At 58.7% G+C, this 26,261-nt stretch carries 23 protein-coding genes; 8 read left to right on the forward strand and 15 right to left on the reverse strand.

Annotation, left to right across the window (positions count from 1 at the left end; genetic code table 11):
- Positions 1 to 15: 15 nt before the first annotated feature.
- From ASD54_RS04310 to ASD54_RS04325, 4 genes are all read right to left on the reverse strand, one after another.
- The gene (locus ASD54_RS04310; RefSeq protein WP_062553399.1) at positions 16 to 996 is read right to left on the reverse strand and encodes a glycosyltransferase; all 981 of its coding nucleotides are present in this window, start codon (positions 994 to 996) and stop codon (positions 16 to 18) included.
- A 70-nt stretch (positions 997 to 1,066) separates the two neighbouring features.
- Positions 1,067 to 2,545 carry an oligosaccharide flippase family protein gene (locus ASD54_RS04315; protein WP_062553400.1) on the reverse strand — a complete coding sequence of 493 codons (1,479 nt, stop codon included), beginning with the start codon at positions 2,543 to 2,545 and terminating at the stop codon, positions 1,067 to 1,069.
- Complete coding sequence (locus ASD54_RS26790; RefSeq protein ID WP_062553401.1) at positions 2,545 to 3,972, reverse strand: hypothetical protein; 1,428 nt, start codon at positions 3,970 to 3,972, stop codon at positions 2,545 to 2,547. The genes ASD54_RS04315 and ASD54_RS26790 overlap by 1 nt, the downstream gene beginning before the upstream one ends.
- A 117-nt stretch (positions 3,973 to 4,089) precedes the next feature.
- Positions 4,090 to 5,049, reverse strand: a complete 960-nt coding sequence (locus tag ASD54_RS04325; protein ID WP_162249546.1) for a GNAT family N-acetyltransferase — start codon at positions 5,047 to 5,049, stop codon at positions 4,090 to 4,092.
- Positions 5,050 to 5,517: 468 nt separating this feature from the next.
- On the opposite strand from ASD54_RS04325, the gene ASD54_RS04330 reads away from it, so the two are divergent.
- Together ASD54_RS04330 and ASD54_RS04335 are read left to right on the forward strand one after the other, a co-directional pair.
- Complete coding sequence (locus tag ASD54_RS04330) at positions 5,518 to 7,731, forward strand: exopolysaccharide transport family protein (RefSeq protein ID WP_062553403.1); 2,214 nt, start codon at positions 5,518 to 5,520, stop codon at positions 7,729 to 7,731.
- Positions 7,721 to 9,016, forward strand: a complete 1,296-nt coding sequence (locus tag ASD54_RS04335; RefSeq protein WP_062553404.1) for a glycosyltransferase family 4 protein — start codon at positions 7,721 to 7,723, stop codon at positions 9,014 to 9,016. Before ASD54_RS04330 ends, ASD54_RS04335 begins: the two co-directional genes overlap by 11 nt.
- Before the next feature lie 8 nt (positions 9,017 to 9,024).
- On the opposite strand, the gene ASD54_RS04340 is transcribed toward ASD54_RS04335, so the two are convergent.
- From ASD54_RS04340 to ASD54_RS04360, 5 genes are read right to left on the reverse strand one after another with little or no spacing between them, the layout of a single operon-like run.
- Entirely contained in the window at positions 9,025 to 11,487 is a 2,463-nt protein-coding gene (locus ASD54_RS04340) for a glycoside hydrolase family 2 protein (protein ID WP_062553405.1), read from the reverse strand.
- Positions 11,488 to 11,493: 6 nt separating this feature from the next.
- Entirely contained in the window at positions 11,494 to 12,459 is a 966-nt protein-coding gene (locus ASD54_RS04345) for a DUF1839 family protein (protein ID WP_062553471.1), read from the reverse strand.
- A 7-nt stretch (positions 12,460 to 12,466) separates the two neighbouring features.
- Positions 12,467 to 13,375 (reverse strand): amino acid--[acyl-carrier-protein] ligase, encoded by a 909-nt coding sequence (locus ASD54_RS04350; RefSeq protein ID WP_062553406.1) that lies wholly within the window; start codon positions 13,373 to 13,375, stop codon positions 12,467 to 12,469.
- Between the two features lie 5 nt (positions 13,376 to 13,380).
- Positions 13,381 to 14,562, reverse strand: coding sequence for an acyl-CoA dehydrogenase family protein (locus ASD54_RS04355; protein WP_062553407.1), 1,182 nt, complete (start codon positions 14,560 to 14,562; stop codon positions 13,381 to 13,383).
- Entirely contained in the window at positions 14,562 to 14,810 is a 249-nt protein-coding gene (locus ASD54_RS04360) for an acyl carrier protein (RefSeq protein ID WP_062553408.1), read from the reverse strand. The genes ASD54_RS04355 and ASD54_RS04360 overlap by 1 nt, the downstream gene beginning before the upstream one ends.
- A gap of 255 nt (positions 14,811 to 15,065) precedes the next feature.
- On the opposite strand from ASD54_RS04360, the gene ASD54_RS04365 reads away from it, so the two are divergent.
- Both ASD54_RS04365 and ASD54_RS04370 read left to right on the forward strand, forming a co-directional pair.
- A complete protein-coding gene (locus ASD54_RS04365; protein WP_062553409.1) occupies positions 15,066 to 15,338 on the forward strand; it encodes a helix-turn-helix domain-containing protein in 273 nt (90 codons plus the stop codon).
- A complete protein-coding gene (locus ASD54_RS04370; protein WP_062553410.1) occupies positions 15,335 to 16,576 on the forward strand; it encodes a type II toxin-antitoxin system HipA family toxin in 1,242 nt (413 codons plus the stop codon). The genes ASD54_RS04365 and ASD54_RS04370 overlap by 4 nt, the downstream gene beginning before the upstream one ends.
- Before the next feature lie 7 nt (positions 16,577 to 16,583).
- On the opposite strand, the gene ASD54_RS04375 is transcribed toward ASD54_RS04370, so the two are convergent.
- The 5 genes from ASD54_RS04375 to ASD54_RS04395 are packed head-to-tail and all read right to left on the reverse strand — an operon-like array spanning position 16,584 to position 21,517.
- Positions 16,584 to 18,056 carry an aldo/keto reductase gene (locus ASD54_RS04375; RefSeq protein WP_062553411.1) on the reverse strand — a complete coding sequence of 491 codons (1,473 nt, stop codon included), beginning with the start codon at positions 18,054 to 18,056 and terminating at the stop codon, positions 16,584 to 16,586.
- Between the two features lie 5 nt (positions 18,057 to 18,061).
- On the reverse strand, positions 18,062 to 19,033 hold the full coding sequence (locus ASD54_RS04380; protein WP_062553412.1) for a branched-chain amino acid ABC transporter permease: 972 nt from the start codon (positions 19,031 to 19,033) through the stop codon (positions 18,062 to 18,064).
- Positions 19,030 to 19,941 carry a branched-chain amino acid ABC transporter permease gene (locus tag ASD54_RS04385; protein ID WP_062553413.1) on the reverse strand — a complete coding sequence of 304 codons (912 nt, stop codon included), beginning with the start codon at positions 19,939 to 19,941 and terminating at the stop codon, positions 19,030 to 19,032. The genes ASD54_RS04380 and ASD54_RS04385 overlap by 4 nt, the downstream gene beginning before the upstream one ends.
- Positions 19,938 to 20,708 (reverse strand): ABC transporter ATP-binding protein, encoded by a 771-nt coding sequence (locus ASD54_RS04390; RefSeq protein WP_062553414.1) that lies wholly within the window; start codon positions 20,706 to 20,708, stop codon positions 19,938 to 19,940. The genes ASD54_RS04385 and ASD54_RS04390 overlap by 4 nt, the downstream gene beginning before the upstream one ends.
- Positions 20,705 to 21,517, reverse strand: coding sequence for an ABC transporter ATP-binding protein (locus tag ASD54_RS04395; RefSeq protein WP_062553415.1), 813 nt, complete (start codon positions 21,515 to 21,517; stop codon positions 20,705 to 20,707). Before ASD54_RS04395 ends, ASD54_RS04390 begins: the two co-directional genes overlap by 4 nt.
- A 98-nt stretch (positions 21,518 to 21,615) precedes the next feature.
- Between ASD54_RS04395 and ASD54_RS04400 the strand changes: the two genes are divergently transcribed.
- From ASD54_RS04400 to ASD54_RS04415, 4 genes are read left to right on the forward strand one after another with little or no spacing between them, the layout of a single operon-like run.
- The gene (locus tag ASD54_RS04400; protein ID WP_062553416.1) at positions 21,616 to 22,329 is read left to right on the forward strand and encodes a GntR family transcriptional regulator; all 714 of its coding nucleotides are present in this window, start codon (positions 21,616 to 21,618) and stop codon (positions 22,327 to 22,329) included.
- Positions 22,326 to 22,670, forward strand: a complete 345-nt coding sequence (locus ASD54_RS04405) for a TIGR04076 family protein (protein ID WP_062553417.1) — start codon at positions 22,326 to 22,328, stop codon at positions 22,668 to 22,670. The genes ASD54_RS04400 and ASD54_RS04405 overlap by 4 nt, the downstream gene beginning before the upstream one ends.
- A gap of 4 nt (positions 22,671 to 22,674) precedes the next feature.
- Positions 22,675 to 23,745 (forward strand): aldo/keto reductase, encoded by a 1,071-nt coding sequence (locus ASD54_RS04410; RefSeq protein ID WP_062553418.1) that lies wholly within the window; start codon positions 22,675 to 22,677, stop codon positions 23,743 to 23,745.
- Positions 23,746 to 23,779: 34 nt separating this feature from the next.
- The gene (locus ASD54_RS04415) at positions 23,780 to 25,045 is read left to right on the forward strand and encodes an ABC transporter substrate-binding protein (RefSeq protein WP_062553472.1); all 1,266 of its coding nucleotides are present in this window, start codon (positions 23,780 to 23,782) and stop codon (positions 25,043 to 25,045) included.
- A 57-nt stretch (positions 25,046 to 25,102) separates the two neighbouring features.
- Here the strand turns inward: ASD54_RS04415 and ASD54_RS04420 are convergent, their stop codons facing one another.
- On the reverse strand, positions 25,103 to 26,209 hold the full coding sequence (locus ASD54_RS04420; protein ID WP_062553419.1) for an acyltransferase: 1,107 nt from the start codon (positions 26,207 to 26,209) through the stop codon (positions 25,103 to 25,105).
- Positions 26,210 to 26,261: the final 52 nt, after the last annotated feature.

The following is a 26,261-nucleotide window of genomic DNA, read 5'->3' on the forward strand; positions in this document are numbered from 1 at the left end:
TCATGTGCAGAACTGTCAGACGACGAATTTTCCCTCAGCCAGATAGCGCCGCAGCCTGACCCGCCGGCGCTGACGCCTGTAGGGCTGAACAAGGCGGTTTCTGATCAGATCTTTCAGATCGAGGCCGGCGGAGCGGGCATCCTGCCTTAACCTGAGATCCAGGAAAGAGGCCAGTTGCGGGTAGGTCTCCAGAAAAGTCCTGTAGATGGTGAGGAAGCGGCCGTTCCAGGGCGGGCCTGCATAGTGCCAAGGCTTGTTGCCGCCTGTGAAATGAATGATCCGGGGGCTTACCTCGGCTGTGAGATTGAGATCCGCATAGAGCGACGCATAATTATAGATCGGCGAGAGGCATTCCCTGTGGCCGTGAAAGACCGCGTTCAGTGCGCTTTGATCATGGTAGAGGCAGCGCTCTGGATAGCTCGTGAAATAGGCCAGCGCACGCGGCGCCATCTCCCTCCAGGTATCCAGGCGAAACGCAAGGATCCCCGCATTGAAGTAGTCAAGTGGATCCGTGATGCCAAGCGCAGTCATATAGGCCTGATGCTTCGGCCAGTAAAGGCCCATGTCCCCTTCGCACAGCCAGTTTCCTTCCGTGACCGCCGCAATCTTGCCGGCTGCCACGTGATGTCGGAGAAGGGGACCGATATCGCCCACGATCTGGATATCGCCATCCAGATAAACGATATTGACGTAATGATCAGGAAGGACCTTGTGCAAAGCGAGGCGGCCTAAGGTGGTCTTCGGAACGTGCGTCTTGTTGAAGAATGCGCCTTCCGAGGGGAGAAATTCCGAAGCATCCAGTGCAAAAAAGCTGATCCCAAGCGGATTGAACAGGCGCTCCAGTGTCTGGTGCAGCCCCTGATCGATATCAATCAGGACGACCACAATATCCGCTGCGGATGACGCCTCGCGCTGCTCCAGAACCTGGAGCGCCGCCACGAGCGATGGAACGAGGAAACCTTTGTCCGTTACGAAGACGACAGCATTTTCTTTCATCGGAGTTCAGGCTTTCTTCGACAGAGAGGCCAGGATGCAGGCGCACATCTGCATATGGGGCGATAATGTTTTATCGTTTGTGAATGTAGTGCGTGACCATACGAAAGGCGGCTTCCTCGATTCCGTCAGGACGACCCGCCACCAGCCATGCCGCTCCAAGCGCCACGACATAGATGATGCAGAACAGTGTACCGGTGGCGAGAAACTCAAGGTGAAGCGGGTCGTCAAAGCCGACATAGTGCTTGCAGGCCAGAACAAAGGCGCCTGCCGGAACAAGAGCCGCAGCCGGGCGCATGAGAACGCCGAACTGCTCGCGAAGGGTTGCTCCGGCCATGGATCTGATCAGCGTTACAGAAGAGAGACAGACGGCCAGAAAGCTTCCGCCTCGTGCAACAATTGCCCCCGGAATTCCGAACATGATGACCCCAATGAGCGAAAGCGGAACGCGGATGGCCAGTTCAACAAAGGATCGTGCCGCCAGATCCCGGGAGCGATTCATGGAAAGGGCGAGGGGCAGCATCGGTATTGACGGGATAACAAAAACCGAGGTCCAGGCGAGCCCAGAGAGAATGGGAGCAGCCGCACTCCATTTGGGCCCGAGCAGCAACTGGATGATCGGTTCCGGACAAAGTGCAATGAAGAAAAACACGGGCAACAGGAGACTGGTAAAGCCAGCACTGGCCTTCAGATATGTCTCTTTCAGGTGATTTTCCTCGCGGGCGGCTACGAAAGCCGAAATCAGTGGTCCCGTTGCTGGCGCCACAAGTGCCTGTGCGGGAAGTGAGGCCAGGTCATTGGCCGCCGCATACCGGCCGAAGGAGGAGGTATCGACATACCGAGGAAGCAAGAAGCGGTCGATCTGCCAATTGATCGCCGTCAGGGTCTGAGAAACCAGGTTCCAGCTGATCATTTCCGAAAACAGAGGCCAGTCTTTCGTCGTCAGTTGTGGCCGCATGGGCGCGATCAGATAGGAGGACAGCGCCATGATGGCCGGTGCTGTCAAAGTGCTGGCGGCAATGGCCCAGTAGCTTTCGAGGGTAATCGCGACCGCAATTGCCACGGCCGTCGCCGCCACTTTTCCGGACAGTTCGACGATGCCCCGCGGTCTGAAGTTCAGTGCCTTTTCAAAAACAGCCATCCGCGGACTGATCATGCCTCGCAAGGCGGGAGCAAGGGCAAGGGTGCAGATAAGGGCAACGAGCCGCTGATCACCATAGAATGCGGCAAGCGGATAGGACAGGACGACGATGATCGCCGTCAGCACAAGACCACGCAACAGGCCGAGCGTGAACGCGGTATTGCAGGCGCAATCGGTAATCTCAGGCAGCCTTACAAGAACGGAACTCAGCGGCAATTCCAGAACGGCTTCCAGAACGAGAATAATGGTCATGGCCGTTGCGACGAGACCGAAATCCTCCGGGCCCAGAAAACGCGCAAGAACAAGAAGCGTCGCAAAATCAAGAACGCGGGAAAGCAGGCGCGCGCCGACTGTCCAGAAAACAGCACGGATCGTCCGCTTTGAAAGAGCCTGATCTGCAGTATCAGCCATCAGGCCAGCGCTTTCTGCTTGGGATGGGGAGAGCGGGGCGCTGAAAACGCCGTTCTGGAGAATGCTGGCCAGGCGACGGCTGCAGCCATGCCATAGATGCATGCATTCATGATGCCAAAGTCCGCAGAGGTTCCCGCCAGGGCTCCCAGGATGAAGACCGGCGGCAGGTAGCATCGGACCGCATTGAGCAGGGCTACATCCGTTTGTGTCTCGGAAGGCGCTCTGCGCAGGAAGGTCTGCAGCATGAAGCCATAATAGAGAAGTCCGCCCAGAACGCCGCAGTTGCTGAAGACTGCAACAATTCCATTCGATGAGCGGGTCGCCCCCATGCCGACGCCGAGGCCCCAAGTATCGATGAGAGCGGCGAAGGAGACGGCGGTCCACATGCTTCGCTCTCGATAGGAGTCGGAATCTGTCTTTTGGAAAATGATGGTATCGACGAGCCTGACGAACGGATCAAAGAGCGCCGGGACCAGCATGTAAAGGATGTAGATCGCTGCGAAGCCGAGGACGATAGCCCAGAATTCGACATGCAGCCCTTCCCGGGCAATGTCGCCTTCTCGTGTGCTGAAAAGTCGCCATACCCACTCGATCGAGGCGATGGCCCCGAATATCGCCAGGCCTGCATAGGCAGCCGAAGAGGTTGAAAGAAGCGAGAAGACAATCAGCAGGGCGACAAGGCAGGGCGCAACGATCCTCCTGATCCATTGAGCTTCGATCGCACGCCGGAAGAAGTAGATTGCCGTCAGAAAGGTGACGGCCAGCGATCCGTAGGTGGAGGCTTCCGGCATCAGGCCGACAACACGCTTGACGTCGGCAATCTCGACATTGGTCAGGTAATCATAGGTGGCCGTGCGAAAGATATCGAGATAGGGCCCCAGACCCGCCAGATCGAGAAGACCGGTAAAGACGATCATCGCACCACCGGCACACATTCCGACGAGTGCCTGCTGGCGTATAGTAGGCGAGCGAAAACACAGGGCGCATGCAATGACCGTTACGATCGAGATCGTCAGGTAGAGAAGCTGCGAAATGTTCTGCGGCGTTGGATACAAGGGCACGCCATCCGTTGCCTGCTCGAGACGCATCGGAATGACCATCACGCTGCCGGCAAAGATGCGCGGCATGAAATAGGTAACCCATGCCGTGACCAGCCAGAACAGGAACAGAAGCAGGCATTGAGCCGGCCGCAATGCTATCTCCAGCATGCGCGAAAGCCCATTGGCTCCACCGGCATATTTGAAGATGATCGCGAGAGCGACGATAGGAGGAGGCGTGAAACTGAATTTCTGTGCGAGTTCGGGCGGAATGACAGAAAGAGAGCCGAACGACATGGAGCAGAACAGAAGAATGAAGATCAGGGGTCCGCGGCTGATCAGGGCAAGAAGGAGCAGAACCCAGAAAATTGCTATGGGTATGAATGTCATCTTGCGCCCTTTGCCAGGCAGTGTTTCTGGCCTGGTTCATTTCGCTGCATCTGACGACTTAAATCACATGGCGCTGAATTCTTTTTTAACGGAATGGATTGCCTTGTCCCGCTCACGTCAAGGTGACCCGGACTGTCCACGATTGCGGTAGATCTGTATGCCGCGTCGAACGAAACGCGAGAGGGTTTCGTTTTCCTTGATACCTTGTTTCAGGCGGGCCACCTTCTTCCTGACGGCCAGGAGAATACGGCCCTTCACCGTCAAAGGTATGCACAGTCTGTATCGATCGCGAGGCTCTCCCCCAAATCCGACCTTGTAGGCAAGCTCGCCGATCGAGAAATCAACAAGCGTGACGCCTTGCTGGCGGGCCCAGCGGATATATCGGGAGATGATGGCCATCCCGGGAGAACAGGAATGCCAGGATGAGTCTGCCATGGCCACGATGGTCAAATGGATGGTTCCGGCATGAACGAGGGTATAGGTCGTGGCAATCCAGGTACCGCCGACAGAAAGGCCGAACAGCCGGACGGGACCCTTGCCATCCAGACTTGAAAGAGCCGCCTGCCTGTAGAAGGCCTGGATTTCAGGCCGTTCGAGGAAATCGAAACGGCCCAGTTCCCGAAAACGATCCAGGCGCTGCCGAACCATGATGGGAAAGAGAAGCTCTATGTCTTCAGGGGTCTCTGCGACCAGAAAACGGATTTCCCCCCTTTCGCTCATCCGGCGCTGGGATGTCTTGAGGATCCGTCGCGTCTGGTTGTTGACCAGACGGTCGACGACGAGATCCGGTTCGCCATCGATTGCAACGTCAAAACTTTGTCTATCGGCTGCTTCCAGGTGCGGAAGACATGCGAGCGGATTTCTGATGTGACGGAGAAGGGCAGGGATCTGATCGATGATGACAAGATCTGCGGGAGGGAGAGCCGCTTGTATGGCGTCCCACAGGGCAGGCCCGGCCTCCTCCGGAAACACATAGCCCGGCGCCATCAAGGGAGCGCTGATATCACTGACCGCATAACCCAGAAACGTCAGAACCTTGCATCCGGACTGTGTTGTCACGACGAGAGGAAGGAGCATCAACGGTGCTCCGGCATGTGCATCGCAGATTTCGAGGAAACAGGGTTTTTCGTTTGCTTTGCCTGAAAGCTGGTCAGCTACGGCTTGTAACCACCGCACATGTTGAAACGCTGTGGACGTGCCCTCTTGCTGAAACCGGGACCAAAGATCGGAGACTGCATCGAACCTATCGTGACGACGAACTTCGAAAGCCGACTTTCCCGATGACGGCGCCATGATGACTCCTCTCAAGACTTATGGGTGGACGCCTATATTCCCCATCCTTGCGGTGGCATGTCCGGCGATGTGAGGGTTCAAATAGCCTCTCTCCATGACGCCGAGGGAACGCGAGAACGTGAACATGGTTCAGTTTCTCCCGTAAAAGATGATTCCCCTTATTCCGGTAAAAGTTATGTTAAGACCCTAATAATAGGGTGTCAAAAACGATACGACTTCTGTTGCAGCACGGATAGAGAAGCGCCGTTCGCCATGCCTGACGCCACCGATCTTCACGAACGCGTTCAAAGCGCGCCACGCGCCGAAACCGTGCCGCAGATCGACTTTGCCTATGTGTTTTCGGCTCTGCGCAAACGTATCGTTCTCGTCGCCGCCATAACACTGCTCTTCATGATTGGCTCCATCGCACTTTCGATGCTGATGACCAATTACTACACTGCAAGTACGAGCATTCTGGTCGATCCGGAAGGGTCGCGCATTGTTGAGGGTGAGATCAACAGCGGTACCACGGCAACAGAAGCAAGAGCGCTCAACCAGCAATTCATCCTGACCTCCGGAAAGGTTCTCTCCTCGGTTGTCGAAAGCGAAGGCCTTGCCGATGATCCGGAATTCGGCGCGGCGAAACCTTTCGAACTGGACGCCCGCAAACGTGCCCAAAAAGCCTTGGAATCACTCAGACGGGCAACGTCGGCGACGCTGAACAAATCGAGCTTCGTGGTCGATCTAGCTGTTACCACGAACGATCCGGCAAAATCCGCACGCCTCGCCAATGCAATTGCACGCTCTTACATCGATACACGTATCTCGATGAAGAATGGCGTTCTGCGTCAGGCGACATCGGATCTTTCGGCGCAACTCGCCAGCCTTGAAAAGGCCGTTGAAGACGGGGACAGGGCTGTTCAGGCCTACAAGGCTGAACATAATCTTGTCGACGTCGCAGGTCGCCCGACTGCAGAACAGCAGATCACCGAAGCGAATACTGAAATATCCCGTATCAGTGCCAGCATTGCGGACAATCGTGCCCTCATCTCAGAGCTGGCACTGGCCAGATCCAATCCGGAATATTTGAGACTGACCCCGGATGCCTCTCTGACCCCGGCGATCATTGAGCTTCGAACCCGTTATCTCATGGCACTCGAACAGCAGACCGTTCTGCGCTCCTCGTTCGGAGAGCGTCACCCGGCCTTCCGGAATGCGGAAAGCAGGACACGCACGATTTCCAATCTTCTCGACAAGCAACTCGCCGATTTCGAGACCTCGTTGACCAGAAACGGCGAGAAACTGAGGAGCCAGCTGGAAATTCTGCGCGCCAATCTCGCTGCACTGAAAAACGGGCTGAACGAAAACGATGAATCCATGGTCCGGCTGCGCGAACTGGAACGCAAGCTGGCCAGCGATCGACTGGTTTACGAGTCTTTCCTGCTGCGCACCCGCCAGCTTTCAGGTCAGGAGCAGACGGTCAGCGAGAACCCGCAGATCATTTCCCCTGCCCAGGTTCCGCTTCGCAAGAGCGGCCCCCAGCGTTCGCTGATCGTGGCAGGAGCGACAATTCTGGGCTTTCTGCTGGGCTGCGGTATAGCCCTTTCCTCCGGTGACATGGGCCGCCGCGAGAAGACCGAACGTAGCGGCAGCCAGACGCCGCTTCCGGCATCAGGACAGGCTTCCTCCGACATGGGCAAAAGACGACGGCTTTTCCCCGGCTTTTCCTGGCTTTCGCGGTCGAAGGAAACGAGACGCGTTCCAACAGGCATCTCTGCGAATTCTACTGGTGTGCCGCAGGCATCGTTCTCCAGGGGCAGCATGCTGGATAGTACTTCTCAGCTGGAAGCGCCCGGACAGCCAGACGACTACCTCGAGATCGGACGCAAGCTGGCAAGAGATGCGCATGGTCGCAACAACTACAGTATCGGCATCTATTCCGCGCTGACGCAGGACAAGTCGCATCAGACGGCTTTTCACGCGGCAATGGCATTGGCAAGAAGCGGCAAGCGCCTCCTGCTGGTCGATGCGGATCCCGCCGCAGAACTCACGCGTTTCGTTTCGCTGGACGATTATCCGGGATTTCTGGATGCCTTGTCGCTGAACCGGATCAGCGATGATTTCATCCCCTTGTCCGATACGCGCAATTTCCAGTTCATGCCGGCGGGACAGGCACGAAACAGGGCACCGGATAGACGTACGAATCCGGGGGCAAGCCTTCTCGATTTTCGTGCAAGCACACTCACCGACTGGCTTGATGAAGCCGGATATTATTTTGACCTTGTTTTGATCTTCGCCGGTCCGGCATCCGCAAGCCGTTCGCTTCCGGCCGCAGAAGCTGGCGTCAACAAGTATGTGGTGCTCGGCAGGCAGTCCGATCTGCAGTCTGTTGGCGAAGGACTATCGTCGCTCAAGCGCCGCGGTCTTCATCCCATTGAACCCGTCTTTATCGACGGTGTTCGCCAAAGTGTGGCTCATGCCGGATAGCCTTCACGGAAGCGACAAAGCCCGCTTGCAGACCTGCAATGGCCCGGTGTCGCGAGTCGTCGTCATCAATGATTTTTCAGTGGCGCGCGGTGGCGCGACCATGCTGGTGCTTCTGCTGTTGAAGCTCCTGCGCGAACAGAATGTTGACGTGACCCTGATCGTCGGCGACGATACGCACAATGCGGATTTCGATACGCTCGGGATTGATGTCGTCCGGCTCGGGCAGCAGCCGCTTCTCAAGGGCAATCCCCTGCGAACGGCGATCAACGGCATCAACAACACCAGTGCGGTCAATCTCATATCGGACTGGATCGCGGCCAACGATACGACTGGCACGGTCTATCACGTTCATATCTGGTCGCAGATCCTGTCGCCCGGGATCTTCGTGCCTCTGGCAAAAGTTGCTGAACGCACGATCATCCATGCACATGACTCCTTCCATGCCTGTCCGAATGGGGCATACATGGATTACCCGGCGGAAAAGCAGTGCACCCGGGTTCCTCTCTCCGGCTCCTGTCTTGTGACCCAGTGCGACAGACGCTCCTATAGTCAGAAGCTCTGGCGCGTCGCGCGTCAGATGCGCTTGTTTTCCGCCATGGGAAACACCGTGCCCTGGGGTCGGCTTGTGACCATTCACGAGAAAATGGCCAATGGTTTTCTCCGGGCAGGCTACGCCAAAGACCTGCTCCAGACCATACGCAACCCAGTCCGGCCGTTTTCCGAGACACGCATCCCGGTCGAGCACAACAAGAGCATTTTCTATATCGGACGTCTCGAGCAGGAAAAGGGTGCGCAGGATGCCCTTGAAGCCGCAGAGCGAACTGGCGTCCTGATGGAGATCATTGGCGATGGCCCCATGCGGGCGGAACTCGAGGCTCGATATCCCAAGGCGATATTTCATGGCTGGCGGGATCGCAACGACATCGTTTCCCTGATCCGGCAGGCCCGAGGCCTGGTCATCCCGTCGCGGCTGCCAGAGCCATTCGGTCTGGTCATCGCCGAGGCTGCAGCGAGCGGCATACCGGTGATCCTGACGGAGATGGCGTTCCTGGCCGATGAGATAAGACAACTGGGAATCGGGCTCTCATGCAACACGCAGGACATGGGCGAATTGGGGAACGCGCTCATCAGCATGGCGGAGATGCCATCTCAGGATATCATGTCAATGAGCGAGCGGGCCTTCGCCAGCGGATCGAAACTCGCCAATTCCGAACAGGAATGGCTTGCTCAGTTGCAATTGCTCTATGCACATCTGGTTGAGACGGCAGCCAGAAAGGCAGCCTGACTGTTGGCTTAAAAGCTTAAGCGAGTGGTGGACAGATTTCCCGGAACAGTGATTTCACCCCTCGGCTGGGAGACATGCCCTGTTGCCATCAACAAAATCCGCCGCGCCTTTCCCGGCGCCAGATGAAACCAGTTATCAGAAGGCCGGGAGCCCTCCGCCTTGATCTGCACAGATTGCGCAAAGCGATCGGTTTCCACATCCAGCGCAAAGCCCGTTTCTGTTTCGACCAGTTCTGCCTTCAGCTCCACATCGAAGAATGCGGCTTTTCGCCCTCGCGGAAAATGAAAGGCATCGGCCAGATGCGCGCCGGTCTCAGCGTCCGTCAGCGTGGCGACCGTCACCTCATGCTGGGGTGCTGCGAAGCGGTAGGCATAGGTCGTATCAAAAAAGGAACCGAAGAGATCCGTAGCAGGGATTTTGATCCGACTGTGGGGTGCAAGGACAAGCGCCCGCTCGCCGGCGACCACTTTCTGCCGTCCGTTCTTCAGGCAGGCAAGATCGAGATGCAAAGCGCGCTCCACCGGCGTCTCGTTGATGACATGCACGTCGAGCCCGTTCGTGCCTTCATCGAGCAGCAGCACCTGGACCGGACGAAAGGCGCGGCGCACCGCATGCCAGACCGGTTTCGGCTGGCCCGCCGCATCCACCAAGCCCCAGCCAGCGCCGGGAAGGAGGTCCTGAAACGTCCAGACCAGCGCACCACCGCAGCGGGAGCCCAGCCGTCTCCATTCGGCAAATGTCGTCTCGATCACCTCGCCGGTCACCGCACGGGAAAGATCGAGATAGCGGTTCACATCCTCCCTGCGCAGGCGGACCGGATCGACGTCATAGAGCAGACCGAGATAGTGCTCGCGAATATCCTCGAAATCCCAGGAGGCATCGCGATCGCGCGGAACCCGCGCCTTCCAGAGGGGATGATGCACCGGAGAAACGGGCAGATGCTGATCCAGCAGTTCCTGCTCCGGCACATGGGAGAAGGCGAGACATTCGCCCGCAAAGCGCACATCGGCACGGCGTGCGTCTTCGAGCGGCCTGCAATAGGCACCCACACCATAATAATGGCCAATGCCGGCATTGGGTGCAAAGGGCATAGGCCCGCCGGACGGCGAATTCGGCACGTAGATTATGTCCGGTCGATGGGTCTTCACCAGGTCCGGCAGGACCTTTTCCGTCAGGTCGCCGCACCAGATGAGTTGGGAAAGACCCATCATGGCGCCTTGCTGATAGACCTCGCTACCACCACAAAAAACAGCAAGTGATGGGGAGACGGAGGTAGCAACCAAGAGGGTTTCGATCTCGCGGCTGAAGCTTGCCAGAAATGCCTCATCCTGCGCCGGATAATCGAAATTGGCGAGCATGGCTTCCTGCCAGACCATGATGCCGAGTTCGTCGCAAAGCGCGAAAAAGTCCGGCGTTTCATAGGTCATGGTGCCGCCGATGCGAAGCATGTTCATGCCCGCTTCCGCCGCAAGCCGAAGCCACGGTTCGTAATCCGCACGCTTACCGGCAAGCCGCACGATATCGGCATTGGTCCACACGGCGCCCCGGCAGAAGACCGGCATACCGTTCACCACAAGCTGGAAGCCGTTCCCATCGGTCTGGCGGTCGATGGCGAGATGCCGGAAGCCGGTGCGTCCAAGAATGACGTCATCAGAGCCATTCGACAGGACCACATCATGCAGTACCGGCCTGCTATGCGTATGCGGCCACCAGGGCTCGACATTCGGCAGCTCAAGCGAGGCGATCGCTAGGCCTTGCTCATTCACGGTAACCGGGGTTTCGCCTCCTGCACAGCGAAGCGTAAGGCTAGATGCCGCACCGGCAACCCTGAGGCTGACATTCAGATGCCCGCAGCCTGCGGCGTCGAGTGTCGAAACGATCCTGATGCTGTCGACGCTCTGCGTCTCATGCCGCACCAGACTGATAGGGCGGTAAGGTCCAATGGCGTGAATTTCAGGACACCAGCCAGGCATATAGCCCAGCAATGTCGTTCGAATGCCGCGCAATCCGGCTTCCGAGATCATGCGCGTGCGCCAGCGGGCGCGTTTCAGCTTGCGGGACAAATGCGGTCGCACCGCGCGGAAGCAGATCGTAAGGTGATCCTCGCCCGTCAGCGTAACCGGCACCTCATGCGCATGAAACATGCTATCGGAAGAGAGAATGAGCTCATCATTGAGGAACACATCCGCGAACGTTGCCAGACCATCCAGCTTGAGGATAACGCTGCCTGCCGGTTCAGCCAGATCCAGCCGATACCAGGCATCCTGATGATCGAGCGGAGCAGGATTGGACCGATCGAACAATCCGGCCTTTTCCAGTGCTTCAGCCACGGTTCCCGGAACGAAGGCAGCAACCGCATCATCCGGCAGAGTTGCGGGAGAGGCATGGGCTCCAGCAGGCGTCAGGGTGAGCCGCCAGCCGGTTTCGAGAGGCTGGATGGAGGCGAGGCTAAGGTCTGAGCGGGATGTCATGGAGCCTCACAGTTTCTGAGTAAGGCTATCCATCAATCGATCCCAAGCCTCTATTGCCGGGGACATTGCGCTGGCAAGCGTATCAAATTTCTTGCGGTTGACGGCACGTGCCACCTGAAACTGCACGGTCTTGCCGGTTTCAGCAATTTTCAGCGCCGCCTGCCGCTCCTCCTCGAACCGGCCTTCCGAACTGATCCACGCCAGATGGCTCGCCAGAAGCTCGAAATTGGCGCCGAACTGGCGCAGCGTGTTGAAGGCGTATTTGTGGAAGAAATCAAAGTCGCGCGCGGCCAGTGCCTCGATCTGCTGCGGGAAAACACCGGCAAAGGCGGCAAATGGATTGTGCCTTGGGCGACGGATGAAATGCCGATTGAGAAGCGTTTGTGCTGTCGCCCTCAGATGCGCCTCACCTGGCAGGATTTCCGGCAGCTTGGCAAACTCCGTATAGGGCAAGAATGGCAGGGAACCGGGGGCAAGATTGCGCTGGAACACGCCGTCGAAGTCATCGCCTTGAAGGCGGAAGAAGCCGCCATTATGGAAGTAGTCGAGGGTCCGGTTTTCCCGGTCGAGACGGTTGATACCGATGGTTGTCTTGCCGTGTTCACGCTGGTAGCTCACGCCTGCCGTATCCGGCATGTAGAAGCTGTCCATTTCGACCAGGCATAGGCGACCACGCTCGATCTGCATTTCGACATGGTTTTCGACCGTGTCGAAGATCGCAAGCTCCGTTGCGACCACGCCGTAAAGCGCTTCGAGATCCTCCAGCGGAACCTTGAAGAAGGTGAACTGATCCCCTTCAAAGTCCTGCGTCAGGGTAAAACCCAGCATGGCTTCAGGTGCAAGTCCGAGCGCGTTGAGGACTTCGATCCAGAGATCGACATAGCAATTGCTTTCCGGCCACATGCGCTCCTGGGAATGGAGCGCATGGACACTGTAGGTCTCGGGATCGAGACCCGGAAAGACCATCGGCATCAGCCGATCAACCCCAGAGCGCGCGGCGTACATGTTCTGGCCAGTCCTCGGTTTCCAGACCGTGATGCTTGAAGAGTGCAAGCGCAATGCGCTCCAGACCAAAGCCAACGCAGGCCGTATGAGCGGTTTCACCGTCTGCCGTCGCAAGACCCCAGGTCTTGCCGAAATGATCCTGGTGGTAGTTGAAGCTCATGCAGGCTGTCGGGCCCGCATCGGCATTGACCGGGATCAGCAGTTCAAACTTGAGGTTCTGGCTACGTTGGTTGTTCTTGTACATGCGGCCGGCGCGGCCGAAGAACGGGTCGTTGGCGACATCTATCTCGAAAGGAAGCCCGACTTCTTCCATCAGCTTCGTGCCACGCTCCATCCAGTCTTGGCGGAAAGCCATGACTTCGGATGGCGTGCCCATGCGCACATATTCGCGCATGCGGAAGAGCTGCATGCGGGTCGGCTCCTTCGAAGGCTCATGGCGGAAGCAGTAGGACTGCAGATCGAACAGCCCACCGCCTTCCTTCAAGGCTCCACGCTTGGCAATGGTCGGATAGAGGGGATAGCAGGCCGCGGGCGTCAGCACGATATCGGTCGCCTGTTGCTGGCCAGTCCAGTCCTTGCCTTCTTCCAGGCATTGCAGGAGGCTGACATGATCCAGCTCGCAGCCGCAGAAGGAATGCACGGTTCCGGCAAGCTGCGGAAAGCTCTTCATATAACCGGAGCCCTCGAAATGGGCTCGGTTCATGCCGGGTGGAAAGCGGATGGCTTCCGGATTGTCGGCGCCACCAAAGCGGTCGATCAGCGCCTCGAAGCGGGTGATAATCTCCTCGAACTTGCCGCTACGGCCATAGAGGCCGTCAACGCCGGTGTCGATCAGAAGACCGGCTGCGAAAAGCCTGTCGAGCAAAGATACTGGCATGTCCATTGTCGTTACCCCAAAAGGCCTGTTTCGATCTTGTGAATGAGCAGCATGTTCGACGTATTCGCGAGGATACGGTCGTTGGAGATCATCAGCTGCGCTGATTGCGCATCCCGCAGATGGCGACCAAGGCTGAACGGTGTGCCATTCTTGTAGCCAAGAATTCCCGTGATCTGCATGGCATGATCGATGATCTTCGGTACGGTCTGCGACACGGCAATCTTCACATTGTTCATCGCCGCAGCAAAACCCATGGAGGACAGCTGGTCCGGATTGGCAAGCGCCGCCTCGTAGCGGGAAAGACCGGCGGTGACTGCCGAACGCACGAGCTGCAGAAGATTGGAGGCTTCCGCCAGATGAAGGGCACCCGGAGGTGTCTGTCCCGGCGTCTTGCGCGCAGCGGCCCGAACGAAAGCCTGGGCGCGGACCACCGCATCGACAGCAATTCCGTACCAAACACCGCCCCACAGGAGATGCGAGCTTGCCAGCATGGACTGAGCGGCAATTTCCGCAAAGGGCTTGGGGAAGATTTGTTCGGCGGGCGCTTCACCTTTGAAGATGTAACCCTCTGAACAGGTACCGCGCATGCCGAGCGTATCCCACCCTTGCGTCAGTTCCAGCGTATACTGATCCTTGAGGAACACCGTCATAACCTGATCGGTGGACGCAGCATCCGCATGGGCGCGCGACGTGATCAGGATGGCATCGGCATAGCGGCCATAGGAGATGACCGTTGCATCCTTTTGCAACCGACAAGTCTCGCCATCCAATTCGATGGCACAGATGGAATTGCGCAGGTTTCCGCCAATGCCGCCTTCCGTCGTTGCGGACGCTATCAGCAACTGGTCTGCTGCAATTGCCCGCATGAAGCCTTGATGCCACGGGCTTTCGGTACCGTGCATCACAAGGCTGGAAAGCTTGATGTGGTGCATGGCAAAAACCATGGCCGAAGCCGCACAGGCCTGAGCAATGATCGTGCAGAGATCCGCAAGCTGCGTAGTTGTTGCGCCTTCGCCACCAAGCGAAGCTGGGATCTGGATCGACAGGAGCCGCTCCGAGATCATGGCATCGACCGCTTCGCGCGGGAAACGCGCCTGACGGTCTACATCATCAGCATGCTTTGCCGCGATTGCAGCAACGCGACTGGCGCGCTCCTGCAAGGTCGCTCCGTGCGGATTGAGGATCGCGTCCATCAGGCTGCCTCTTTACCAGCCACCAATTGGGCAACGACCTGCTCGATCATGGCGATGGTCGAGAATGACTTGCGATTGAGGAGATTGTCCGGAAACTCGATATCGAACGTGTCTTCCAGCGCCAGCATCAGCTGAACGGAACCGTGAGACGACATGCCGGCAGAAAACAGATCGGCATTCTGATCCAGATCGGCCGCAGCCGGGAGAGAGGCATATTTAACGAGAATGTCCCGAATCTGGTCTTGCATAGCGTTCCCCTTGCCAAAACTCGTAAGGCTCTGTGCCTTTGGTACTTTAGCGATAGGGGAAATATTCTAAGGTGGGTTTAAAGCGTTCGATAAAACTGTTGCTAAATGGCGCAATTCCGAGCGCCAGCGTTCGGCATTAAATTTTCATTTACCATACACGCGCGACATAAGAATGAGTAGCTTCCCGAACGGGAAGCATTGGCTTGAGCACTGGGTAATCTTCCTGTACGGTAAGCTCTTAAGCAGGAGCGCATCATGTTCAAGTCAGCACGCGATTTCGGTGCGGCAATCCGGGAAAGACGGAAAAGTCTTGGCTGGACGCAGACAGAGCTTGCTGCGCGTTCCGGCACGGGCGAGCGTTTCATTGTCGAGCTGGAATCCGGCAAACCAACCTGCCAGCTCGAAAAATCGCTGATTGTGGCGCGCACCGTGGGGATCAAGATCGGTGATCTAGGAACGGCTGAAACGCCTCCATCGTCTCTGGATGAGGACCTCGGCTTCCTGCCGATATTCGGTAAGGATCTATGACGACGATCTTCTATGAAAACCTGCCCGTCGCACAACTGAGTTTCGAAGACGGCTGGCGGCTGGATTACGATCCGGGTTGGGAAGCGCGGCGGCTGGCCTTTCCGGTTTCGCTGACCATGCCGCTGCGTTCAGGGTCGGTCGGAGCCGACAGGCTCCTGCCCTGGCTTGCCAATCTTCTTCCGGAAACACATCTGGCAGAGATCGGACAAAGGCTGAAGGTCTCGCCCCAGGACATTGTCGGCCTGCTCAGCCATATCGGGCGCGATACGGCAGGCGCATTGTCCATTGGCGCTCCACGTAAAGCTGGCCTCAACCTGCAACCTGTTCCCGACACTGAGGCTCTGGAACGCATTCTGAACGAACTGCCAGCAAAGCCATTTCTGGTGGGGCAGCACGGCGTTTCCATGTCGCTTGCGGGCGTTCAGGAAAAGTTACCCGTCTATGTTGACGGAGAGGGCCGGTTTTCCATTCCCATCGAGGGAACACCGTCCACCCATATTCTGAAACCGGATACCAAACGTCTGGCAGGTAGCGTCGAGAACGAAGCCTTCTGCCTTGCTCTTGCACGCGCCTGCGACCTCGATGCGGCAGAGGCGACGATCGGCATCGCTGGCAAGCGGCGTTATCTGCTTGTGAAACGTTATGACCGCTTCACCGATCCGCAAGGCGAGATTCGTCGACTGCACCAGGAAGATCTTTGCCAACTCACCGGCTATTTCCCCTCGCAGAAATACGAGCGATCCTCGACGGGACGCGGCGTAACGCTGAAAATGATGTTCGACACCATCAGCGATCTCGTTTCGCCGGCCGAACGGCTCAAGCTTCTCGATGCGGTGATCTTCAACGTGCTCATCTGCAATTCGGATTCCCACGCCAAGAACTATTCGATCCTGATCGGCGCAGGCGGCTCCGTTAAAATGGCACCGCTCTACGATCTCATGTGCGCTGGCGTATACCGGCAGGTCGATCAAAGCCTGCCGCAGGGTATCGCGGGCCGGTTTGACGCAACCGAATTACGCAGTTCCGATTGGCGGACACTGGCTGACGAGATTGGATTGAGCGGTGCCTCGACCTTGAGGCGTGTCAGCAATCTGGCCGAGCGCATCAGCGCTGCCTGCGAAGCGGTTGCCTCGACTATCGCGAACATGACAGGCGACCCGGCCAGAATTCTTGAACGGGTCACATACAGCGTTCAAAAGAGATGCAAGCGGATCCAGTCACAGGCCTGCACGGGTTGAGCGCACATCAGTGCGCCTCGTCGATTACCGCTTCCAGCTCGATTTCCACCTCATAGTCACCGATCAGGTTTCCAGCCTCGATCAGCGTATTGGCGGGAAGGATGTCGCCGAAAACCCGGCCATGGGCGCGCGAAACCGACTCCCATTTTGAAGCATCCCGCAGGTAGACGCGGGTGCGCACTACATCGTCCATCTTTGCGCCCAGAGGGCTCAAAGATGCACCGATCTTGTCGAGAATATAGGTCGCTTGGGCACCCGGATCGCCCGGCGCCACGCATCTGTTCGTACCATGGGTCGCCGTCGTGCCGGATACGAACACGCGGTTACCCACACGCACGGAGCGGCTATAACCGGCAATCGGCTCCCAGATACTGCCGGAGGAAACACGCCATCGTCCCGGACGACCCGGTACCGCTTCCGCCTTGTAGACGGAAGGAATGGCGTCCAGATGGTGGCTCAGATCGCCGGACGCCGTAAGGAACGGCGGCTTGCGATATTCATCGCCGCAATCGCCGGGGATCGGCCTTGTCTGCGCAAAAGCTGCATCGAGGGCGGCGTGATCCTCTGCGTCGAGCGCGAAACGGAAGACATTCAGATTGTCATCGCGGTGCTCGCTTTCGCCCAGACGCGCGCCGATGATGGTGGCCGCCACCGCCTCATGTTCCAGCACCCAACGGCTGGCGACGTTCGACAATGAAACGCCATGCTTCTTCGCGATATCGGAAGCCGCACGCAGGATGGCCTGATAGGGCTCCCAACCGCCGGCGGTATCGATGAAACGCTTGTATTTCGAACGGCTCCAGTCAGGGATCGAGGCTGGTTCCGGTTGTCCCAGCCATTTCTCCGAGAGAAAGCCACCGCAGAGTGTGCCATAAGCCAGAAGCTTCACGCCAGTCTGCTTGCAAAGAGCAGAGAGATCGCCTGCTGCGCGACGGTCGATCAGCGAGAAGGACACCTGATTGCTGGCAATCTCGATGCCATCGGCCAGAGCGAGGCCCAGATGAGCCGCATCGAAATTGGTGAGGCCCAGCGCGCCGATCAGGCCTTCCTCCTTCATCGCCTGCATCTCGTGCAGGGCGTCCAGCCAGGCCGGATGCTCGAAGGTCCACCAGTGAAATTGCAGGAGATCCACCTTGTCGACCTGCAGCCGCTGAAGGCGTTCTTCCACGCCGCGCCGCACGACATCGCGCGACATGGGGCCGGGTTCGGGACACCATTTGGTAAAGGCGCGCGGCTTTGTCGCTCCTGCGGGAAAACGCTTCAGCAGGTGGCCGGTGATGATTTCCGCCGAACCGTAATGGTCGGCCATGTCGAAGGTATCAAAGCCAGCCTGCACATAGGCCTGCAGCGCATCGGTACCCTGTTCCGGGTCAATGGTCGTGCCATCCTTCTCGATGTCGGCCACCTGCCAGAGGCCGCAGACGAGGCGGCTGATCCCCAGACCGGGAGCAAGAAGGGTGCGTTCGGGACGGGCTTGCATGAAGATTATTCCTTGGATGGAGTAGCGCGCAGGGATTTCAGGCGTGTCAGCGGGCTGACCTCGCCAAACAAGCCGCGTGGGCGCCACAAGAGCATGAGGCAGAGACCGACGCCGATGGCGACGATTTGCAGCGCGGCGGCACGCGCCTGCTGTTCTGCCGGGATGAAGGAGGAGACTGCGGCGGCAGAGAGCGCCCAGAGCCCCCAGACGAGGATGGCACCGGCAATCGCGCCGCGATTATTGCCAGAACCGCCAACAATCAGCATGGCCCAGACCTGAAAGGTCAGTATCGGCATGTAGTTGTCTGGCGCAATGAAGCCGATGAAATGGGCCTGCGTTGCGCCTGCCAGCCCCATGATCGCGCCGCCCAGCGTGAAGGCCTGCAAGCGAAAGCGAATAGGGCGTTTTCCCAGCGCCTGCGCCGCCACCTCATCCTCGCGAATGGCCCGCAGCACACGCCCCCACGGACTTTTCGCCAGATGCTGGAGGCCAAGATAGAGCGCCAGCACAACGACGATCATGATCGCCAGATTGCCGAAGCTGAAGGCCAGCGCATTTTCCTGCCAGGCCGCGAAGGGGCGCGGAATGAATCCGATACCAAAGGCTCCGCCGGTTAGTGGCTGCAGATTCAGCACGCAAAGCTGGACAGTGACGGCCACGCCAAAGGTGGCGATGGCGAGATAATCGGCACGAAGCCGAATGGTCAGCGCACCAACCGCCCAGGACAGGAGGCCCGAGACAACGGCAGCACCCAGCCAGCCCACCGCGATCGGCATGCCGAAGCCGCCGAAGCGATCCGGGCTGGGCGGCGTTGTCAGAAGCGCTGACGTATAGGCACCGACTGCCACAAAGGCTGCAATGCCCACATTGAACAGGCCGATCATGCCCCATTGTACGTTCAGACCTAAGCAAATGATCGCATAGGTCAGCGCCATGGAGAGGAAGAAGGCGGCATAGGCAAGGAGATCAAGGGTCATGACGCTTTCCCGAACAGGCCGCGCGGGCGAACAATGAGAACGGCTATCAGGATGACGAAGGAGACAGCAGCCCGCCATTCTGCGCCGACAGCCTGTACCGCAAGCGCCTCGCAAAGCCCGATGATGAGGCCCGCCAGCATGGCGCCCGGTACACTGCCGATACCGCCGAGAATGGCCGCCGCGAACAAAGGCAAGAGCAGATCGTGACCGAGATAGGGGCGGATCTGGATCAAAAGCCCGCTCATGATGCCTGCAACGCACGCCAAGGCCGCGCCGAGAAACCAGACGGTCCGGATCACCCGTCGCACATCGATCCCGGCAATGCTGGCAAGTGCGGGGTTTTCGCTCACCGCCCGCATGGCGCGACCGATATCCGTGCGGGTCATCAAAAGATGAACCACGACAACAGCAAGAACGGCGATCACCAGCATCAGCAACTGGTCCGGCGTGGCGCGTAAGCCACCACCGAGTTTCATGGCGATCTGCAACGCCTTGGTGAAATAGGCAGGGCGGGAGGTAAAAAGGAATTCCAGCAGGCTTCTCAGCGCTAGCGAGGCCCCGAAGCTTGCCATGACCATGATGATGATGGCGCTGCCGCGCCGCCGGAAGCTGGAAAACAGAATGGCATCGACAGCCAGCGCCAGAAGGCCGGTCAGCACGATGGCAATCAGTGCGGAAAGCGGCAGGGACCAGCCGAAGGAAAACGGTGCAATGGGTTGGGTCAGGCCCGCCGAGAGAAAGCCGAGAGCGCCGCTGACGGCGAGCGCCAGATAGGCGCCCCAGGACAGAAGTTCGCCATGGGCGAAATTCGAAAAGCGCAGGATGGAATAGGTGAGCGTTACGCCCACGGCTCCCAGGCCGATGATGGCACCGGCAATCAACCCGTCCATGATGAATTGCGGGTTCATGACAGGCTCCTTTCGCTGGAGGGTGTCGCTACCACCCCGGTCGCATGGGCTGTTCCAAGATAGATCCTGCCGATCAGCGGATCGTCTGCCAGCTCGGCGGGTGTGCCTTCATGGCGAATGCGGCCCTCGGCGAGGATGACGGCGCGATCGGCAATCGCCAGCGCTGCCTTGACGTTCTGTTCGACGAGAACGACGGTCACGCCTCCCGCGTTGATCGCCTTCAGCATCTGAAAAACCTCGCCGACGATCTTCGGTGAAAGACCGGCTGAAGGCTCATCGAGAATGATGACCGGAGGATCGAGCGCCAGCGCACGCGCCACCGCCAGCATCTGCCGCTGACCGCCAGAAAGGGCACCGGCCAGCCGCGAGGGTTTGGTTGCGAGATCCGGGAACTTTTGAAGCAGTTCCTCGATCTTCGCCGCACGCTTTGCCTTGGGCAGATAGGACACCGCGATTTGCAGGTTTTCCAGAATGGTCATGGTGGCGAAGACGTTTTCCGTCTGCGGCACGAAGGCGAGACCCTCCGCCACCTTGCGATGCGGTGCCACATGGGTGATGTCGCGGCCATCCAGCATCATGCTGCCGGAGAAGACCGGAACGAGCCCGGCAATGGCTTTGACGAGGGTGGATTTTCCCGCGCCGTTGGGTCCGAGCAGAACAACCAGTTCTCCCTTGGCCACGGAGATATCGACACCGCGAATAATGGGCAGATCCGGCTCGTAACCCGCGACAAGCCCTTGAGTGGTGAGGATGGGCGAAGAAGTCATGCCGTTCCTCCGAGATAAGCCTCGATCACGACGGGGTTGGCGGAAACATCCGCAGGCGTACCCTCCGCCAGCAGAGAACCCAGCGCCATGGCAACCACGCGGGAGCACAGGCGCGACACCATATCCATGTTGTGCTCGATCAAGAGGATCGACTTGCCCTGTGCATTCAACTGGAAAACCCGCTCGATGATGACCTCCAAAAGCGCCGGATTAACACCGGCCGCCGGTTCATCGAGCAGGATTACATCGGGGTCGGCCATCAGCACGCGGGCCAGTTCCAGAAGCTTGCGCTGTCCGCCGGAAAGAACCCGTGCAGGCTGGTGTTCGAGATGCGAGAGCGTGACGAAATCCAGGAGATGCCGCGCCTTTTCCAGAAGGTGCCGCTCTTGGGCTCGCACCGTCTTGATGTTGAGGAAATTGGCAAACAGCCCCTCGCCCTGCTGCTTCTGGCCGCCGACCATCAGGTTTTCCAAAACCGTCATTTCCGCAAATGGCTTCGGGATCTGGAAGGTCCGCGCCAGCCCATGGCCGATGCGCTTTTCCGGGGCCTCGCGGGACACTTCGCGACCGGAGATCCAGAGTTCGCCGGAGGTCGGCTGAAGGCTTCCGGCAATCAGGTTGAACATGGTGGTCTTGCCCGCCCCATTGGGGCCGATCAATCCCACCATTTCTTGGCGTCGAACGATCAAAGACATCTCGGACACCGCCGTCATGCCCTGAAACCGCTTCGTCAAACGCCGGGCGTCGATGACCACATCGCTGATGGGCGGCGAAGTAACGGGCGAATTGAAATCGGTACTTGCGGTCATCGTGAAATTGGGTCTTGATTTGATGTATGATGTTTGATCAAACTTTAAGCCTAAACGAAAATCAACCTGTATTTTCGCAATGAGAAAATGAGGCAGGGATGACGGAAACACCTCACAGCAGCGTCGAGGGCCTGACCCCCGTCGGCCGTGAAACGGTGCAGGACCGGGTCTATGGCCAGTTGCGCCAGACCCTGATCAATGGCGGCTTTGCCGCAGGCGATCCGTTGCGGATCGTGGAGCTGGCGGAGCGTTTGCAAACCAGCACCATGCCGGTGCGCGAGGCGCTGGGTCGGCTGGTGTCGGAGCAGGCGCTGGAAGCCATGCCGAACCGGACGGTGCGCGTACCACTGATCACCCGGCAAAGGCTCGATGATCTGGAGCGCGCCCGCGTGCTGATCGAGGGGCGGCTGGTGGAGATGGCGATTGCGCATCTGACGGCGGACGATCTCGAAATCCTGCGCAAGATCAACAGTGATTGCGATCAGGCCTTCGAGATGCACGGGCAGGACATCGGGCCGGTGACCTCCCAGTTCAACCAGCGTTTCCACTTCCACATCTACCAGGCTGCCGGTTCGCAGGTGCTGATCCCCATTGTCGAAAGTCTCTGGCTGCAGTCCGGTCCAGTGGTGCGGGCGGCGGCGCAGATCCACGATGAACAGGGAGGCCTTGCCGCAACCGATCATCACTGGGCCATGATCGGCGCCATCGAGCGCAAGGATGGAAAGGCCGCCGTTGCGTCTCTTGCGGATGATATTGGCCGCTCCTTCGATCTCGTACGGGCGCGTCTTGCTGCCGGAGAGGAAGCCGCATGAGCCGCGACGACAGTTTCGAGCTTTTCGATCTTCGGGTCGATGTCGTGATCCCGGAGGAAGGCCCGGTTTATTGCGGGGCAAAACCCGGAGACTATTTCGAACTGAAGGGCGAAATGCTGCATCTGCCACCGGGCCAGGGCATTTCCATCTATTCGCTCGCCTCGGTGCTTCCCCTGCTCGCCGCCAAGCAGCGCCCGACCCATCCGCATGACTGGATGACGACAGATGCCGATATCGCCTGTCCCGATCCCAATTGCGCAACCCGCCTGCGCATTAGGCGCACGGGCCTTCGCCGCTTCAGCCATGCTGAAACCACTGCCGTTCCCTTGAAAGAAGACTGATCCCATGCAACGCATCACGCTCGCCCCCGGCTACGAAATCTCTCGCGTCATCCGTGGCGGCTGGCAGCTGGCGGGCGGCCATGGAGACATCGACCGGACTACCGCCGTGGAGGACATGGTGGCCTTTGCCGATGCGGGCATCACCACCTTCGACTGCGCCGATATCTATACCGGCGTCGAGGAACTGATCGGCGAGTTTCGCTTGCGCTACCGGGATCTGCGTGGAGAAGAGGCTCTCAGCCGTATCCGGGTGCATACCAAGTTCGTACCGGATCTCGCGGTGCTGCCCACGATCAGCAAGGCTTACGTGGAAAGCGTGATCGATACATCGCTGAAGCGCCTGAATCTCGAGACGCTGGATCTCGTGCAGTTCCACTGGTGGGCCTATGATATTCCCGGCTGGCTGGAAACGGCGGGTTGGCTGAAGGAACTTCAGGACGAAGGCAAGATCGGCAAGGTCAGCGCCACCAATTTCGACAGCGACCACATCGAGGCACTGTTCGAAGCAGGCATTCCGCTTACCTCCCTGCAATTGCAATATTCGCTGCTCGACCGGCGTCCGGAAAAGCGCATGGTCTCGCTGGCGCAAAACAAAGGCTTTGCGCTGTTCTGCTATGGTACGGTGGCTGGTGGTTTCCTCAGTGACAAATGGCTGGGCGTGACCGAACCGGAGCATCCCCTGGAGAACCGCTCGCTCACCAAATACAAGCTGATTATTGACGATATCGGCGGCTGGGATCTGTTTCAGGCCCTGCTTGCCACGCTGCGCCGCATTGCCGATCGTCACCAGACGGATATCGCCACGGTTGCCAGCGCCGCGATGCTGAGAAAGCCGGGGGTTGCCGCCGTCATCGTCGGCGCGCGCAACCGCGACCACCTGCCCTCCAATCTCGCCATCTCGGACATCACGCTGTCGCAACAGGATCTCGCCGAGATCGATGGCGTGCTGGCACAAGCGCGCGCGCTGGACGGCGATGTCTATACGCTGGAGCGCGACCGTACCGGGCGGCACGGCAGCATCATGAAATACAATCTCAACAAAGGCCCCGATGAGGGCCGCAACAAAGGGGAATGAGATGAAAAGGGGAACGGAATTGAAAAAGCTGCAGATGAAGAAACTGGTCCTGGCCTCCACCGTCCTGGCAGGACTTTCCGCAACGGCGCTGCCAGCAAACGCTGCCAATTGCGATGTCACCGTCGGCGTTGTCATGGAACTCACGGGCCCTGCCGGTGAGTACGGCAAGGCGGGCGCGAAATCCGTCGAGATGGCGTTTCGGGATTTCAACGAGGCGGGCGGCGCAAACGGCTGCAAGCTCACGATGGATACACGCGACAGCCAGAGCCAGGGCAATGTGGCCGTGGATCAGGCAACCCAGCTCGTCAACATCAAGAAAGTGCCGGTCATCATCGGCGGCATCATTTCGTCGGTGTCGATCCCGATCCTGACCTCCGTTACCGCCCCGGCGGGCGTGCCGCAGGTTTCGCCTGCCTCCTCTTCGCCGACGCTGACCGCACTTGGCCGCGACGGCAAGACCAATGGCGTGTTCTTCCGCACCATCACGTCAGACGCGCTTCAGGGCACTGCGGCCGCAAAATATGCGCTGGATCAGGGCCTGAAAAAGATCGCCATCGTTCACGTCAACAATGATTTCGGCGTGAACCTGATGAAGGAGTTTTCCGCCGCCTATACCAAGCTCGGCGGCACCATTACCTCCACTACGCCCTATAACGAAAAGCAGGCAAGCTATTCCTCCGAAGCAAGTGCCGCGATGAAGGGCGATCCCGAAGCGCTTTATCTCGTCAGCACACCCGTGGATGGTGCAACGATTGCCCGCGCCTGGATCTCGGGCGGAGGTGCAGCCAAATTCCTGCTGAATGATGGAATGAACTCCAAGGACTTCATCGCAAGCGTCGGCGCACAGTATCTGAACGATGCCTATGGCACGTCTTCGGGCACCAAGCCGACGGCATCCACGGAATATTTCAACGCCAATTACGAGAAATTCTCCGGCGGCATCTCGCCCGGCGCGCCTGCCGCCGATCGGTCTTACGATGCAGGTGCCATCGTGGCGCTTGCCATCGCCAAGGCCGGCTCAGCCGACAAGGCAGCCATCAAGGCGGCCATTCCGCAGGTGGTCGCCGAGGGCGGAACCCCGATCTATGCCGGGAAAGCGGAGTTCGAAAAGGCGCTGAAGCTCATCAAGGAAGGCAAGCCGATCAAATACGAAGGCGTGATCGGTCCCGTCTCCTTCGACAAATATGGTGATATCATCGGCCCCTTCCGTCTCTGGAAGATCAAGGACGGGGCAGTGACGACACTTGGCCAGATGAGCGCCGAAGAGGTTGGCACGATCAAGGCTTCGCTGACGAAGTAAACTTGCGAGAGGCGTCCCCGCAGGGGCTCATGCTCCTGCGGGGACGCTTGCAACCACTCAGGCAGTCAGAGCGTGCGGCTGCGAGCTAAGCAAAGGCTTGCGCGACAGGCGCTTGCCCAGCGCAATCATCGGCGCTTCGATAAAACGATAGGTGAGCGCGCAAAACGCGATGATCGCCGTAAAGACGAAGACCATATAGACGGGCAGGCTCAACTGCCGCAGCCAGCTTGCCTCATCGGTCTGCAGGATCGCCCAGTACAGCGTGTAGAACACGACCGGATGCATGAGATAGAGCGAATAGCTGATCTCACCCAGCCAGGAGAGCGGCCTCCAGGATAGGCCGCGCAGCACGAACAGCAGGAAAATGCCCAGCGCCACCGGATAGGGCAGCAGCAGCTTCAGGACACGCGCACTCGTGGCCTCGAAAACCATCGAGTGATAAAGCAGGGCCGCCGGTATGCCTAGGCAGACGAGCAGGCAGAGTGCACCGAGGATGATACGGCCCGGCGACGATAACCGTCCATCCACAAGGCGGCGGATCACGGCCCCCAGAAACATCATGCTGATGAAGGCCACGTCATGGGCGGGGATGGTCATGAGGTTGATGCTCTTGCCGCCGCCGATCTTCAGCAGCAGGTGGACCGGAATGATCAACAGCACGGCGCCAAGAATGACCCGTTCCCGATCGAGCAGCTTCAGCGCAAACATGAGCGCGCAGATGAGGTAGAAATAGAGCTCGATCTTCAGCGTCCAGTAGAGCCCGGAAATATCCTGATAGCCCAGCTTGTGCTGGATCATCGTCAGGTTGAAGACGAGCGTCTGCCAATCCGCCTGCCTGTCATATAGCCACCACATGGTGACGAGACTGAGCGGTATGGAAACCCAGTAGAGTGGATAGAGCCGGAAGAAACGGCGAATGGCAAACTTGCGCAATCCCTCCACCCGCTCGCCCTTGAGGCTTGAGGGAATGAGAAAGCCGCTGATCAGAAAGAAGACCAGAACTCCGGTCCGGCCGAAATCAAGCGTCACTGGTACAGTATGCAGCCATGACGAAGCCTGATTGCCCAGCTGCGAAAATATTTCCGCCACATGCAGCCAGATGACAAGGCACGCCGCGATGGCGCGCAAGCCGTCAATATTTTCAAAACGACCTGACTTGCCCAACCGTCCTGTCCCCAACCTGCCTTCAGCTCCCCTGCTGAGAGGATGATGACAG

Source organism: Rhizobium sp. Root149, assembly GCF_001427345.1.
Classification (GTDB): domain Bacteria; phylum Pseudomonadota; class Alphaproteobacteria; order Rhizobiales; family Rhizobiaceae; genus Neorhizobium; species Neorhizobium rhizoryzae.